Origin of the sequence: Frigoribacterium sp. PvP121, assembly GCF_017833115.1 — a bacterium.
GTDB classification, from domain to species: Bacteria; Actinomycetota; Actinomycetes; order Actinomycetales; family Microbacteriaceae; genus Frigoribacterium; species Frigoribacterium endophyticum.
The window spans coordinates 2,064,011-2,077,874 of the sequence record NZ_JAFIBR010000001.1 but is presented as its reverse complement, the minus strand read 5'-3'; the positions used below and the strand labels follow the sequence as shown (position 1 = coordinate 2,077,874).

General features: G+C 73.1%; 17 protein-coding genes. 3 read left to right on the top strand and 14 right to left on the bottom strand.

The genetic code is table 11. The annotated features are described in order from the left end of the window. The first annotated feature begins 36 nt into the window (after positions 1–36). The gene (locus tag JOE43_RS09685) at positions 37–537 is read left to right on the top strand and encodes an NUDIX domain-containing protein (protein ID WP_209517354.1); all 501 of its coding nucleotides are present in this window, start codon (positions 37–39) and stop codon (positions 535–537) included. Between the two features lie 52 nt (positions 538–589). Here the strand turns inward: JOE43_RS09685 and JOE43_RS09680 are convergent, their stop codons facing one another. The 5 genes from JOE43_RS09680 to JOE43_RS09660 all read right to left on the bottom strand — a co-directional run bounded on the left by JOE43_RS09680 (position 590) and on the right by JOE43_RS09660 (position 5,312). Next, the gene (locus JOE43_RS09680) at positions 590–2,221 is read right to left on the bottom strand and encodes a stealth conserved region 3 domain-containing protein (RefSeq protein WP_209517352.1); all 1,632 of its coding nucleotides are present in this window, start codon (positions 2,219–2,221) and stop codon (positions 590–592) included. Positions 2,222–2,331: 110 nt separating this feature from the next. Then, positions 2,332–2,697, bottom strand: a complete 366-nt coding sequence (locus JOE43_RS09675) for a DUF6804 family protein (protein ID WP_209517350.1) — start codon at positions 2,695–2,697, stop codon at positions 2,332–2,334. 83 nt (positions 2,698–2,780) lie between these two features. Then, complete coding sequence (locus JOE43_RS09670) at positions 2,781–3,365, bottom strand: GDSL-type esterase/lipase family protein (protein ID WP_209517348.1); 585 nt, start codon at positions 3,363–3,365, stop codon at positions 2,781–2,783. 85 nt (positions 3,366–3,450) lie between these two features. Then, positions 3,451–3,678, bottom strand: a complete 228-nt coding sequence (locus JOE43_RS09665; protein ID WP_209517346.1) for a hypothetical protein — start codon at positions 3,676–3,678, stop codon at positions 3,451–3,453. Then, positions 3,675–5,312 carry an SDR family oxidoreductase gene (locus tag JOE43_RS09660; RefSeq protein ID WP_209517344.1) on the bottom strand — a complete coding sequence of 546 codons (1,638 nt, stop codon included), beginning with the start codon at positions 5,310–5,312 and terminating at the stop codon, positions 3,675–3,677. The genes JOE43_RS09665 and JOE43_RS09660 overlap by 4 nt, the downstream gene beginning before the upstream one ends. Positions 5,313–5,337: 25 nt before the next feature. Here JOE43_RS09660 and deoC point away from each other — a divergent pair, with 25 nt between their 5' ends. Continuing rightward, on the top strand, positions 5,338–6,066 hold the full coding sequence (deoC, locus tag JOE43_RS09655) for a deoxyribose-phosphate aldolase (RefSeq protein WP_209517342.1): 729 nt from the start codon (positions 5,338–5,340) through the stop codon (positions 6,064–6,066). A 164-nt stretch (positions 6,067–6,230) separates the two neighbouring features. On the opposite strand, the gene JOE43_RS09650 is transcribed toward deoC, so the two are convergent. The 8 genes from JOE43_RS09650 to JOE43_RS09615 all read right to left on the bottom strand — a co-directional run bounded on the left by JOE43_RS09650 (position 6,231) and on the right by JOE43_RS09615 (position 12,112). After that, positions 6,231–7,172, bottom strand: coding sequence for a bifunctional riboflavin kinase/FAD synthetase (locus tag JOE43_RS09650; RefSeq protein WP_209517340.1), 942 nt, complete (start codon positions 7,170–7,172; stop codon positions 6,231–6,233). Between the two features lie 5 nt (positions 7,173–7,177). Next, positions 7,178–7,636, bottom strand: a complete 459-nt coding sequence (locus tag JOE43_RS09645) for a hypothetical protein (RefSeq protein WP_209517339.1) — start codon at positions 7,634–7,636, stop codon at positions 7,178–7,180. Between the two features lie 76 nt (positions 7,637–7,712). Next, complete coding sequence (locus JOE43_RS09640) at positions 7,713–8,081, bottom strand: hypothetical protein (RefSeq protein ID WP_209517336.1); 369 nt, start codon at positions 8,079–8,081, stop codon at positions 7,713–7,715. Continuing rightward, positions 8,078–8,992 carry a tRNA pseudouridine(55) synthase TruB gene (truB, locus tag JOE43_RS09635; protein ID WP_209517334.1) on the bottom strand — a complete coding sequence of 305 codons (915 nt, stop codon included), beginning with the start codon at positions 8,990–8,992 and terminating at the stop codon, positions 8,078–8,080. Before truB ends, JOE43_RS09640 begins: the two co-directional genes overlap by 4 nt. A gap of 34 nt (positions 8,993–9,026) precedes the next feature. Beyond that, a complete protein-coding gene (locus JOE43_RS09630; RefSeq protein WP_209517332.1) occupies positions 9,027–9,593 on the bottom strand; it encodes a hypothetical protein in 567 nt (188 codons plus the stop codon). 34 nt (positions 9,594–9,627) lie between these two features. Beyond that, complete coding sequence (locus JOE43_RS09625; RefSeq protein ID WP_209517330.1) at positions 9,628–10,296, bottom strand: hypothetical protein; 669 nt, start codon at positions 10,294–10,296, stop codon at positions 9,628–9,630. Further along, positions 10,293–10,901 carry a hypothetical protein gene (locus tag JOE43_RS09620; protein WP_209517328.1) on the bottom strand — a complete coding sequence of 203 codons (609 nt, stop codon included), beginning with the start codon at positions 10,899–10,901 and terminating at the stop codon, positions 10,293–10,295. Before JOE43_RS09620 ends, JOE43_RS09625 begins: the two co-directional genes overlap by 4 nt. Further along, the gene (locus JOE43_RS09615; protein ID WP_209517326.1) at positions 10,898–12,112 is read right to left on the bottom strand and encodes a hypothetical protein; all 1,215 of its coding nucleotides are present in this window, start codon (positions 12,110–12,112) and stop codon (positions 10,898–10,900) included. The genes JOE43_RS09620 and JOE43_RS09615 overlap by 4 nt, the downstream gene beginning before the upstream one ends. A 202-nt stretch (positions 12,113–12,314) precedes the next feature. On the opposite strand from JOE43_RS09615, the gene JOE43_RS09610 reads away from it, so the two are divergent. Continuing rightward, positions 12,315–13,184: an A/G-specific adenine glycosylase gene (locus JOE43_RS09610; RefSeq protein ID WP_307803309.1), complete on the top strand. Its 870-nt coding sequence runs from the start codon at positions 12,315–12,317 to the stop codon at positions 13,182–13,184. A 25-nt stretch (positions 13,185–13,209) separates the two neighbouring features. Here the strand turns inward: JOE43_RS09610 and rbfA are convergent, their stop codons facing one another. After that, positions 13,210–13,770 (bottom strand): 30S ribosome-binding factor RbfA, encoded by a 561-nt coding sequence (rbfA, locus tag JOE43_RS09605; protein ID WP_209517324.1) that lies wholly within the window; start codon positions 13,768–13,770, stop codon positions 13,210–13,212. Between the last annotated feature and the right edge of the window lie 94 nt (positions 13,771–13,864).

Below are 13,864 nucleotides of genomic sequence, written 5' to 3'. Positions count from 1 at the left end.
CAGGCTCCCCCGACAGCGGCTCGCTAGGCTCGCGGCATGGCCGTCCCCGACTTCATCCTGACCCTCCGCGAGTCGATCGGCACTGCGCCGCTCTGGCTCTCCGGCGTGACCGCCGTCGTCGAGCGGGGCGACGACCTGCTCATGGTCCGGCGCTCCGACACCGGCGAGTGGACGCCCGTCACCGGGATCATCGACCCGGGCGAGCACCCCGCCGACGCCGCCGTGCGCGAGGTGCTCGAGGAGGCCGACCTCCACGTCGCGCCCGTGCGTCTCGCCGCCCTCGGGGTGACGGAGGGCATCGTCTACGACAACGGCGACCAGGCCAGCTACCTCGACCACACGTTCCTGATGCGCTGGGAGGGCGGCGAGCCGTCGCCGGCCGACGGCGAGAACACCGAGGCCCGGTGGTTCCCGCGGGGTGACCTGCCGCCGATGACCGCCGACATGCGCGCCCGCGTCGACGCCGCGCTGTCGGGCGACCCGAGCGCGCAGTTCGTCGTCTCGGGCGAGGTGCGCCGGGGCGAGCGCCCGGCGTGACCACCTGCGGGAGGCGCGGTGCCGGCGGGTGCCGGACCGCGACTCCCCGGGGCTACGCCTCGATCTGGTCCTGGTCGCCGCCCGCACGGCGGAGGCGACGACGCTGCTCGGCCGACTCGCGCTCGACGCGCTCCATCTCCGCCTTCTCCCACGGGGCGGCGAACGGGTAGTACCGCTCGAGGAAGTCGGTGACCGTCGCCGTGCGCTCCTCGTCGGTGACCTCGGGGAAGCTGCCGTCGTTGAGGCAGAAGAAGTCGTACGAGCGCTTCTTCAGCAGGTCGGAGAGCGAGGCGAGGTCGGCGACCGTCGTCGTGTCGACGTAGCGGACCCGGGCGGCCTCCTGCACGATCGCGCGCCCCGTCATCAACGAGTAGTAGTGGTAGAGCGAGTTCGTCACGGAGACGTTCTCCTTGGCCCGGAACGGGCTGGCCGCGGTGGCCCGGAACTCGTCCGCGAACTCGTGCTCCATCTCGGACATCACGCTGCGGCGCAGGGGCGCGGCCGTGTGCTCGAGGTGGCGGGTGGTCACCCGACCGAAGCGCTGCTGCAGCAGGCGCCGGTTCACCCGCGCGGCGTTCTCGAAGCCGCTGCGCTCGGTGTTGTTGACGCCGAGGCCGATGCGGGTCTCGGCCTCGATGAACTTCGTCACCGAGCCCGGGGAGAAGAACATCGACGGCGCGACCGGGCGCCCGAAGAACATGTCGTCGTTCGAGTAGAGGAAGTGCTCGCTGAGCCCCTCGATGTGGTGCAGCTGCGACTCGACGGCCTGGGAGTTGTGCGTGGGGAGGAACGACAGGTCGGAGAAGAACTCCTCGCTGCGCACCACGCGCACGCGGGGGTGGTCACCCAGCCACTCGGGCACGGGCGAGTCGGTCGCGATGTAGATGTTGCGGACCCACGGAGCGAACATGTAGACGCTGCGGAGGGCGTACTTGAGCTCGTCGATCTGGCGGAACCGGGCCGGGGCGTCGTCGCCCTCGCCCACCACGTGGCGCTTCGCCTGGGCGGCACGGGCGCGCTGGTACTCGACCGAGTTGCCGTCGACCCAGGAGAAGACGATGTCGATGTCGAAGGTGATGTCGGTGGCGTGGTCGTCGAACATGTGCTCGAGGGTCGGCCACTCGAGGCCGTAGCGCTCGACGGTCGTCTCGACGGCCTCATCACGGGGCAGCGAGTACCGCATCAGGGAGTTCTCGACGGGCACGAGGACCTCGTCGTCGGTGAGGATCCAGAACTCGACCTGGACGGCCGTGCCCGCGCCGTAGCGCAGGCGACCGATGGGCTCGACGCGGGGGCGGTAGACCTTGAAGGCCCGCTCGGTCTCGGACTCGAGGCCCCCCTCGGCGACGAGGACGGCCTGCCCCTTGCGGGGCTTGGCGTAGAACGGCTCGGAGCCGGAGGCCGCGATCATCGCGTCGATGAAGGCCCGGCGGTGGACGACGTCGACCGCGAGCACGGGGCGCACGTCGTTGCCGCGGACGAGGAGGAACGGGATCGCCGCCTCGTCGAGGACGCGGCGGATGAAGAGGAGGTCCTCGATCATTGACTGCTGCGGCGTGAGGTGGCCGTTGAGGAGCGTGAACTGCCCCTTGCGCACCACCACGTCGTCGCGGTCCAGACCACCGGGTCGGGGACGAGGGGTCAGCAGAGGACTCTCTGTCGTACCGGTGATCTCGGTGACCATTCAGACTCAACTTCCCGTCGGGGGCCTCGGGACGGCCACCGCACTCTAGAACGAACTGATTTTAGCTGGTCGACGCGGGTTCTCGTGAACGAGCGAGCGCCCCGCCGCGGTCAGCGGCGTCGAGCGGGGCGTGCGTCGCCCGCCGCCTGTTCCGTCGGCACCTTCACGAGGACGCCCACGACCACGAACGCGACCGCGCCGGCGAACTGCAGGGCGGCCCACGGCTGGCCGGAGAGCGGCACGACGACCACGGGGTTCCAGACCACCGCGATGGCCGCCAGGACGGGCAGCGCCCACCAGGTGCGGCCGCGCCAGGCGAAGACGAGCATGATCAGGGCGAGGATCGCCACCGCGAACCGCACGATCGTGAAGGTCGGCGAGTCGAGGAGGAACGCCCCGACCGTCAGCACGACCGCCCCGAGCAGCCCGGGCGCGAGAGCGGGTCGCAGGAACGCGGGGGCGGTGGGCGTGGGCACGGGCTGTCGACCTCTCGTCAGGCCGCGGGCGCGGCGCGGACGAGCCTATCGGGGGCACCCTGGGCGCCCCCGACGCCTCGGGCTCAGTCGATGTCGTAGGGCACGTTGAGCACCCGGAGCGGTGCGCTCATCGGCGGTTCGTCGCGGAGCCGCGCGAGCCCGGGCACGAGCTCGGCGAGCCACGCCTCGTAGCCCGCGGCCGTGAGGTGCAGCTGGTCGTCGCTGAACTCGGGGCGGATCGCGTCGCCCGACTCGTCGGCCAGCGCGGGCCACAGGTCGAGGTACTGGGCCCGGACGGTCGACGAGAACTGGCGCAGGTGCCGGTTGGCGTCCTTGATCCGCGGCGCGTAGTCGGCGCTGCGGGGCATGATCGACTGGAGCAGCAGCCGGGTGCCGGGCAGCTCGCGCCGCATCGTCACCATGATCGACTCGACGCCGCGCACGACCTGCTCGACGGTGCGCCGCTGGCCGAAGTCGTTCGTGCCGATCAGCAGCACCACCGAGTCGGGCTGAGCCGCCACGACGTCGTCGAGCCGCTCGGCCAGGCTGGTGGTGGTGTCGCCGTCGACGCCGAGCTCGAGGACGTCGTCGTCGGGGAACCAGGCGGTCCAGTCGCCGCCTGCCGTGATGCTGTCTCCGACGAAGACGAGTTTCTCGCCGTGCGCCATGGGGGCCTCCTGTCGTCGTGTGCGCGACCGGCCGTGCCGCCCGAGGGCGGCTCCACCGGTCGCGGGGTGGTTCGACGCTACCGCGTCAGTCGCGGAAGCGTCGAGGTCGGTGGGACGAGATGCGGTCGAGGCCGCGTCGCACGCCGGGCAGCAGCACGACGAACGAGGCGACCACGACCACGATCCCGAGGGTCACGCCCAGCCACAGGGGCACGGGCGAGGCGGGCCCGTCGCCCGCGGGGCCGAACGGCGTCGGCGTCGGCGTCAGCGCCGTCGACGCGAGCAGCAGCGGGGCGGCGAGGAGCGGCGTCACGACCCGGCCGTGCTGGTGCCGGGGGCGTCCTCGGCGGTGACCCGCGCCTCCTGCGCTCCGTGCCCCGCCGGCACGTCGTCACCGTGGGAGGCGGCGGCCGCGTCGCGCTCGGCGGTGGCGGTGATGCGCTCGAGCATGCCCGAGAAGATCACCCCGTGGAAGGGCAGGATCGCGAACCAGTACAGGCGCCCGCCGAGCCCCTGCGGGAAGAACACCGCGCGCTGGCGGTAGTGGGAGCCGCCGCCCTCACGGGGCGTGACGGTCATCTCGAGCCACGCGCCGCCCGGCACCTTCATCTCGGCGCGGAGCCGCAGCAGGTGGCCGCGCTCGATCTTCTCGACGCGCCACCAGTCGAGGGCGTCGCCCGCGCGGAGCGTGCTGCGGCTTCGCCGCCCGCGCTGGAGCCCCACTCCCCCGACGAGCCGGTCCATCCAGCCCCGCGCGGCCCAGGCGAGCGGGAAGGAGTACCAGCCGTTCTCGCCGCCGATGCTCTCGACCACCTTCCAGAGCTCCTCCGGAGGCGCGGTCGAGTCGGTCTCCCGGTCGTCGGTGTAGACGATGTGGCCGGACCAGTCGGGGTCGCTGGGCAGGAGGTCGCTGGGCGCGCCCGACACCGAGCTGTCCTGCCAGCTCGTCTCGACCTCGCCGTCCTTCTCGCGCTGGAGCGCGAGGCGCACGGCCTGGCGGTAGCGGAGGAGGCCCTCCGCCGGCGCCGGCACGTACTGGTCGATGTCGTGCTCGTGCACGACGCAGTCGTACTGGAGCGACGCGATGATCGGCACGGCGAGGGCGCGAGGCACCGGCGTGACGAGGTTGACCCACTGCGAGGCCAGCCACGGCGTGAACACCGGCAGCGAGGCGATGGGTCGCTGCTTGAGCCCTGCCTCGAGCGCGTAGCCGTTCATCATCTGGCCGTAGCGGAGGACGTCGGGGCCCCCGATGTCGAAGGTGCGGTTGACGTCGGCGGGCACGTCGGCGGCGCCGAGGAGGTAGTGCAGCACGTCGCGGACGGCGATCGGCTGGATCTGGTTGCGGACCCACTTCGGCGCGGGCATGTAGGGCAGCACGTCGGTGAGGTGGCGGATCATCTCGAACGACGCCGAGCCCGAGCCGATGACCACGCCCGCCTGGAGGGCGACCGTCGGGACGCCGCTCGCCAGAAGGACGTCGCCGACCTCCTTGCGCGACTGGAGGTGCTTCGAGAGCTCGCCCTCGGGGTGCAGGCCGCCGAGGTAGACGATGCGGCCCACGCCCGCCTCACGGGCGGCGTCGGCGACGGTGTGGGCGGCCTCCGCCTCCGCCGCCTCGAAGTCGCCGCGCCCGCCCATCGCGTGCGCGAGGTAGTAGACGACGTCGACGCCGTCCATGGCGGGGCGGACGGTGGAGGCGTCGGTGAGGTCGCCCTCGACGACCTCCACGTCGCCCGCCCACGGGACGTCGACGAGCTTGCCGGGGCTCCGCACCAGGACGCGCACGTCGGCGCCGGCCGCCACCAGGCGCGGCGTCAGCCGCCCGCCGATGTAGCCGGTCGAGCCGGTGACGAGGACACGGCGCCGGGCGACCGCGCCGTCGTTCTCGCTCACGACGGGGTCGGCGGCGGGGCGGGGGTCGGACGGGACGGGGTCGGTGGCCATGTGCCCAAGCTACGCTGGCAGCATCATGACTACCCAGCAGCTCCCCACGGTCGCCGCCGTCGCCGGCATGATCGACCACGCGATCCTCAAGCCCGAACTGACCCGTGCCGACGTCGACGAGGCCCTCGACACGGCCGCGGCGCACCACGTCTTCAGCGTCTGCGTCCGCCCCTCCGACGTCGCCCACGCCGTCTCCCGCCTCGACGGCACCGGCGTCCTCGTCGGCACCGTCATCGGCTTCCCCCACGGCACGACCTCGACCGAGGCCAAGGTCGCCGAGTCGCGTCAGGCCGTCGCCGACGGCGCCGTCGAGCTCGACATGGTCGTCAACGTCGGCCGCCTGCGCAGCGGACTGCTCGACGACGTCGAGGCCGACGTGCGCGCCGTGGTCGAGGCCGCGGGCGACCTCGTCGTCAAGGTCATCCTCGAGACCGCCTTCCTCAGCGACGACGAGATCGTCGCGGGCTCGAAGGCCGCCGAGCGGGCCGGCGCCGCCTTCGTCAAGACGTCCACCGGGTTCGCCGGCGGCGGCGCGACGCTCCCCCACCTGCGCCTCATGCGCGACGCGGTCGGCGAGGGCGTCCAGGTCAAGGCCTCCGGCGGCGTCCGCGGCCTCGACACCGTCCTCGAGATGCTCGACCTCGGCGTGACCCGCTTCGGCACCAGCGCCAGCGGCACCATCCTCGACGACCTCGCGCACCGGCTCGAGACCGGCAGCGCCTCCGGCGCCGGGGACGACGCGACGTCGTACTGAGCCGGGGCCGGGGCGGCCCGGCCGACCACGCGACAGAGCAGGAGGCCCGCACGACGATCGTCGTGCGGGCCTTCTGGCATCCGGGCGTCCGGGCGTCAGGGCGTCCGGGCGCACGCGGCGCGGGCTCATCCGGCCGGCGCGGGCCGGGCCCTCGCGGTGCGGCCTCAGGGCGCGGGGGCCCCGAGGATCTCGCGGCACCGCACGACGTCGGCCCTGATGTGCGCGATCAGCGCGTCGAGCCCCTCGAAGGCGACGTTGCCCCGCACCCAGTCGACGAAGTGCACGGTGATCTCCTGCCCGTAGAGGTCGAGCGTCACGTCGAGGAGGTGCGCCTCGACCTGCTTCTCGGGCACGCCCTCGAAGGTCGGGTTGTTGCCGACGGAGACGGCGGCCGGGTAGAGGGTGTCGCCGACGAGCACCCGGGCGGCGTAGACGCCGTCGGCGGGCACGAAGCCCTCGCTGTGCGGCTCGAGGTTGGCGGTCGGGAACCCCAGCTCGCGCCCGCGCTGCTCGCCCTGGACGACGACGCCCCGCACCGCCGGCTCCCGGCCGAGCAGCTCGGCGGCCTCGCGGACGCGGCCCCCGTCGAGCAGCTCGCGGATCCAGGTCGAGGAGGCGCGGCGTGCGCCCCCGGGGCGGACGTCGTCGATCGAGACCACGCGCAGCCCCCGGCTCGCCCCGAGCTCGCGCAGCGTCTCGACCGTGCCGCTGCCCCGGACCCCGAAGCGGAAGTCGTCGCCGACGAAGACGACCCGCGCGTGGAGGGCGCCCACGAGGATCCTGTCGACGAACTCCTCGGGAGCGAGGGCGCGGAGCTCGTCGTCGAAGGTGAGCATGAGCGTGGCGGCGACGCCCGCCTGCTCGAGCAGTTCGCGCTTCTGGCGGTTGCTGACCAAGGCCCGCGGCACGTCGCCCGGCCTCAGCACGGCGAGCGGGTGCCGGTCGAAGGTCACGACGGTGCTCACGAGCCCCTCGTCGGCGGCCACCTGCTCGAGGAGGTCGATGACGGCCCGGTGGCCGACGTGCACCCCGTCGAACTTGCCGATGGTGACGGCGCTCGGCCCGAAGTCGGCCGGGACGGAGGCGACGGTCTCGAAGAACTGCACGTCGCCTACTCGGGCAGGCCGGTGACGGACTCCGGCTCGCCGTCGTGCGCGCGCTCGGCGGCGGTCGGTCGGGTGCGTGAGAGCCAGATCATGCCCAGCACGGGCAGCAGGAGCGGCACGAAGCCGTAGCCGCGGCCGAAGAACGACCAGACGGTGTCGTCGGGGAAGAGGGCCGGGTCGAGCGCGGTCACGAGCCCGACGATCAGGACCCCGGCGAGCTCGAACGAGATGGTGGCCCAGGCGACGGCGTACGAGGTGGTGCCTCGCTTGACGAGGGCCACGGTCGCGACGATGTAGACGACCGCCGAGAGGGCGCTCAGCGTGTAGGCGAGCGGCGCCTCCGAGAACTGCTCGGCGATCTGGAAGACGGAGCGGCCGGTGGCCGCCAGGGCGAGGAGGGCGTAGACCGCGACGAGGACCCGGCCGAGGCCGACCGCGCGCGTTGACTTCTGAGTGACCATCATCGACCAGGATAGGTCGCGGTCGCCGTGCGCGCCGACACGGGCGGCAGGGTCGACGGGATGCGGCTCGACGACGGCGTCACGCGACCTGCACCGTCCAGATCTGCAGCATGCGGTAGACCATCACGGCGACCGCGAACACCGACGCCGCGAGCACGAGGTTGCTCCACCGGGTCCGGTCGACGAGCGCCCAGACCACCGCCAGGGGCGGCAGGAGGATGGCCGACACGAGGTAGATGTAGAACTCGACGACGTTGCCCGTGGGCGGGTTGCCGACGAACGGGGCCACGATCGCGACGACGAGCTGCACGATCAGCAGCACCAGGACGAGGGCCGTCGCGCCGACGGTGACGTCGTTCGGCAGCTTGCGGGCGAACCCGGCGACGACGCAGACGAGGCCGGCGACGCACGCCACGACGACCTGCACCCAGGTGAACCACTCGATCATGCCGACACCTCGTCGCTCGGGAAGTTGACGATCGGGACGGCCTGCCCCCGCCGCACCTCGACCAGGCCGGCGAGGTCGCCGGAGGGCGTCACGGCGGCGACGGGCCCGGCGGTGTCGTCGATGCCGACGGTGACGCGCTTGCCGTGGCCGAGGTCGACCGTCTCGTCGGCGGTCATCCGCCAGACGGGGAAGAGGCGCTCCGCCACCGCGGTGGGGGGCAGGAGGGCGGGCGCGACGTCGATGCCCTCGAGGACGGCAGCGTCGGCGACGTCGAAGGGGCCGACGGTCGTGCGGCGCAGGGCCGTGAGGTGCCCGCCGACTCCGAGCCCGGCGCCCAGGTCGCGGGCCAGCGCCCGCACGTAGGTGCCGGAGGAGCAGCGCACCCGGACGTCGAGGTCGCGGACGCTCACGGTGCGCCCGGCCTCGTCGACGACCTCGGCGTTGCGCCGGTCGTGGACGGAGAACTCGGAGATCGTGACGTCACGGGCCTTGAGCTCGACCTCGACGCCCTCGCGGGCGAGGTCGTACGCGCGACGGCCGTTCACCTTGATGGCGCTCACGGTCGTGGGCACCTGGCTGATCGGTCCGCTCAGGGCACGCACTCCGGCGTCGATCGCCTCGTCGGTGACGGCGGAGGCGTCGTGCGTGGCGGTGGTCTCGCCCTCGGAGTCGTCGGTGGTCGTGGCCACGCCGAGGCGGATGGTCGCCTCGTAGGTCTTGTCGAGGCCGACGAGGAAGGTCAGGAGGCGCGTGGACGAGTTCAGGCCGAGCACGAGGAGCCCGGTGGCCAGCGGGTCGAGCGTGCCAGCGTGGCCCACCTTGCGGGTGCCGGCGGCCCGGCGGACCCGCGAGACGACGTCGTGGCTGGTGATGCCCTGCGGCTTGTCGACGAGGAGGATGCCGCTGTTCACGCGACGACGCTACCGCACCCGCGAGGGGCGGACCTCAGCACGCGTCGTCGAAGACGCGGCGGGGGTGCTCCGGGTCGCTGACGTCGACGACGGAGGTCGCCCGGGCTCGGAGGCCGCCGCGGTGGGCGTCGCCCGTGACCCAGACGCTGTAGTTCCAGAGACCGGCGAGCTCGGGCTCGTTGAGCCCGGCGCCGTCGACCAGGAGGAGGGCGTCGGCGGGCCCGGTGACCCAGCGCGGCTCCACCGCCCGACGGGCCTCGCGGTCGTACGCCGCTTCGACCCATCCGGTGCTGCCGCCGAGGCGGAAGGGCTCGATGAGGACGCGGCGGAACAGCTCGGGCGCGAAGGCCGGGTCGGCGGCGCCGACGTCGGGCGACGAGCCCGTGTCGACGGGGACGACGAAGTCCTCGACGGAGGCGCGGAAGGCCGCGTGCCCGAGCTCGCGGAGGGCGTCGGCGAGGTCGTCGGCGAACGCGGCCTGGCCGGCACCGGGCAGGCCGTCGACGGCGACGAAGGCGCGGCCCCTCGAGTAGTTGTGCAGGATCTCGGTCGCGAGTGCACGGAGCGTGTCTTTCCTGGCGGGGGCCCAGCGGGTGGTCATGAGGTCACCCTAGGCCGCGGTGCCGCGCGGCGGCTCAGCGGCCGGTGATCACCCGGCCCTCCGCGTCGAGCCAGCGCACGGTGGTGAGCATCGCGTCGAACAGCTCGACCAGTGCGTCCGCCACCGCGTCGCTCGCGGCCTCCGTGTCGGTGGTGCGCTCGTGGGTCTCGAGCACGGTCAGCGTCGCCGACACGAGACGGTCGAGCTGCCCGGTCACCCTGGTGAGCATCGTGCGTCGGCGGACCACCCGACCCGGGGAGTCGCGGGCCGGCTGCCCACCGCCGGTCTCGCTCCACACGACCGCCGGTTCACCTCCCACGCCCAGGGCTGTCGCGCCCCGGCCGACCCGCCCCAGCAGCAGCCGGTCGAGGTCGTCGGTCGAGCGAGCGGTGACCGGCACCACCGTGACCACGATGCTGGCGGTCGTTCCGGTGTCGGGCAGCGGGCCGGCGGTCACGTAGGAGTCGAGCACGTGGCCGTCGGCGTCGGCGGCAGCGGCCTCGATCAGCCCGCTGCCGACCCGCTGTGCGAACTCCGAAGGCACCTCGCCGCCGAGCACGCTGCCGAGCTGGTCGACGACCGCGTCGAAGGCCATCTCGGGCCGCAGCTGCCCCGGGATCTGCACCCAGCCCCGCGGCACCATCACCGCGTACCCGACGCCGACCACGCCCGGCCCCCGCCGCACCCACCGCGGCGGGCTCATCGGCCTGCCCCCGTCCCGCGGAGCAGGCGAGCCCGCACAGGGTCGAGCGACTCGGCTGGTTCGTCGGCAGCCGGGTCGCCTCGGCGACGTGCTAGCAGTCGACGCACGCCACGGGTCAGGTACACGACGAACGCCACGCCCGCTGAGGCGAGCATGGTGAAGCCCGCGAGCCCCGCGGGAGCAGCCCAGACCGGCGCCGCATCGAAGGCCCACCAGTGGTTCAGGCAGAGCAGGCCGTCAGCAGCCCACACGAAGCCCATCAGCCCCGGCTGGCTGCCACTGGGCGTTCTTCCGCGGCGAACCACCATCTCCACGGCCATGGGCACGATGCCGATCCCCATGCCGACGAACACGAAGCCCGGCATGTCGACCGGAGGCCAACCGGGTGACGACTCGAAGACCGTCTCGATCTCGGATGACCGGCGGCCATCCGCCTCCCAGCGCACGGCGATGATCACCAGCACGATGTTGAAGCTCTGAATGACGAGTACCGGAACCAGACTGCCGTAGTAGGCGACGACCCAGAACCCTGCCGAGATCGGATGAGACGCGCCGCTCGACCTCCGGCCCCTGGTCGTGGACGTGGACGCCGCGCTGGCGCTCACTGAATGACTCCCGCCCGCTGCAGCCGACCGTACGGATCGAGCGCCCGCAACCCACCCGTCACAAAGTCGCTGCCGGACAACATGCGAGCGTGCCGCAGATCCCGGAGTGCACCGGCGACTGCGACGGCGTCGTCGAACTCTGCACCGGGTCGGTCACTTCGCAGGAACCGCCGTATCTGCGCCATGTCGACATCCCCGAGGTTCTGCCGGAGCGACTTGCTGAGGAAGCCAGGGGCGGCTCGGTCCCACGTCGCTTTGACCCACGCCGTCGCCAGCGACCGCGACTGGCCCGACGCGACCAGGCCGTTGACACGGTTCACGGCGATGCTCTTGGCGGCGACCTTGGCACCACCGACGAGGACCGAGCCCGTGCCGAAGGTGGCGAGGGACAGGGCAGCGAAGGCGACATCCGACCATTCACCAGTCCCCACAGCGGCTTGAGCGGCCGTGACGGCCAGGACGCCCACCATGAGGCCGAACGCGAAGACGTTCACTCCTGGGATGAAGAGAGCCGCCACGGCCAGTGCCATGCCTACGAAACCCGCGACCGTCACGAGGCCGTCGATCCAGTGGTCGTTGTCCTCCATCCACTGCTGGAAGCCGTCGAAGGCCACGCCGGCGGCACCGCTCACGTCGTCCCAGAGCGAGTCGCGCGGCCCGCCGGCCTCGAGGTCGTCGAGGCTGGCGATCGCGGTCGTGGCGGCGGCCTCGACGGCGGCGTGCGCGGCGTCCACACGGCCACCGTGGAGCACGACACGCTCGGCAGCCTCGGCGAGGCGCAGACGCTGCACGCGGGCGAGCTCCTCGTAGTCGGCCCGCGCCTCCTCGCCGACCGCGACCAGGGCCATCCCCTCGTACTTCTCGACCAGCCGTCGGGCCGCGTCGTGGTCGTCGACCGCGAGGCCGTGCTCCCGGAGGGCCGGCGCCGAGGCCGTCTGCGCCTCCGCCAGGGCGGCGGCGTAGGCCTGCAGCGCCTCCCCCGCGCCCTGGTAGCGCCGGTGCACCGTCCGTAGCTGCTGCTCGACCTCGCCGGCCGCGGCGAGGAACGCCTCGATCGCGTCGCTCTGAGCCCCCTCGGCGTCCAGGGAGCGCAACGACTCCGCCGCGGACCAGATCAGCTCGGCCGTCGCCCCCCACCGGGCCGCCGCCGCCCGCACCTGCGCGGGGTCGCCCTCGACCCGGGGCTTCGGCAGGTCGCCCGCGAAGCTCACGAGGCCTCGTCGCGGGGCGTCTGCGGGCAGCGGGGTCTCGTCATGGCGGCGTCCTGTCTCACGGTGGTCGGCGGGCTGCCAACCAACATTCCACATGTACCGTTCTGTCGCCACTCGAGGCCTGACGCTGGGGACGGCGACCGGGGCACCGCGCCTGGGGAGGGTGCGCCTCCGTCGAGGGCGCGCAGCCTAGGATCGACCGGTGCCCCTCGCCTCCCCCGTCGCCACCTGGTTCCGCGAGAACGGGCGGGACCTGCCCTGGCGCCGGCCCGGCTTCACCGCCTGGGGAACGCTGGTCAGCGAGGTGATGCTCCAGCAGACGCCGGTCGTCCGCGTCGTCCCGCGCCTCCAGCAGTGGCTCGAGCGCTGGCCCACCCCCGCCGACCTGGCCGCCTCCCCCGCCTCCGACGCCGTCCGCGCCTGGGACCGCCTGGGCTACCCCCGTCGCGCCCTGGCGCTGCACGCCGCCGCCGTGGCGATCACCGAGCGGCACGGCGGCGTCGTCCCCGAGGGGGTGCCCGACCTCCTGGCGTTGCCCGGCGTCGGCGACTACACGGCCCGGGCCGTCGCCGTCTTCGCCTACGGGCACCGGCACCCCGTCGTCGACACCAACGTCCGCCGGGTCCTGGCCCGTGCGGTCGAGGGCCTCGCAGAGCCCTGGGCGCCGTCGGCCCGGCGTGACCTGCCGCTGATGGAGGCACAGCTCCCCCTCGACCGAGAGGAGGCGCGGGTCGTCAGCGCCGGAGTGATGGAGCTCGGTGCCCTGGTCTGCACCGCGCGCTCGCCCCGCTGCGACGAGTGCCCCCTGATCTCCGAGTGCGCGTGGGTGCTGGCTGGACGCCCCGCGCACGTCGGGCCGCGCCTCCGCACGCAGGCCAGGTTCGAGGGATCGGACCGCCAGGTGCGCGGGCTCGTCATGGCCGAGCTGCGGGCGAGCGACGTGCCCGTCACCGCCGCGGAGATCGCCACGGTCTGGCCCGACGCCGCCCAGCGCGACAGAGCCCTCGCCGGCCTGCTCCGCGACGGGTTGGTCACGGGCAGTGCCGACGAGGGCTGGGAACTGCCGAGCTGACGACGCGAGGCGCCGCGGCGTCAGGTCAGCGCGTGCCGCCGTCAGGCTCGACGAAGCCGTCTCCGACCGGGGCGTCGCCCGCGGGGGCGTCGGCGGTGGGCGCGGGCTCGGCGTCGTCGAGCTCGAGCTCGTCGCCGTCGTCGGCCTCGTCGTCGTAGTCGTCCTCGTCACGGGGCTTCACGTACGGGTCGGCGTCGCCGGCGTACTCGGCCGTGGCCGCGATGGTCTGGCTCTCCTGGTCACGCTGACGCGCCTCCTGGAGGAGGCGGTCGATGGACGCCGCGTTCTCGGGCAGGGCGTCGAGGATGAACTCGATGCTCGGGGTGAGGCGCGCGGTGATGTTCTTGCCCACCTCGCTCCGGAGCATGCCGGTGGCGGACTTCAGGGCGGCGCCCGTGTCGCGGCGCTCCTCGTCGGTGCCGTAGACCGTGTAGAAGATCGAGGCGTGCTGGAGGTCGCCCGTCACCTTGACGTCGGTGATCGTGACGAAGCCGAGACGCGGGTCCTTGATGCCCTTGTCGAGGCGTCGAGCGACGATCTCCTTGATGCGGTCGGCCATCTTGCGGGCGCGCTGCGGGTCAGCCATGTCGGGCTCCTTCTGCTGGTCCGCTCAGGGCGAGCGGTGAGGGGTGAGGCCCCGCCCCGACCGGAGTCGGAGCGGGGCCTCGTTCAGTGCTGTG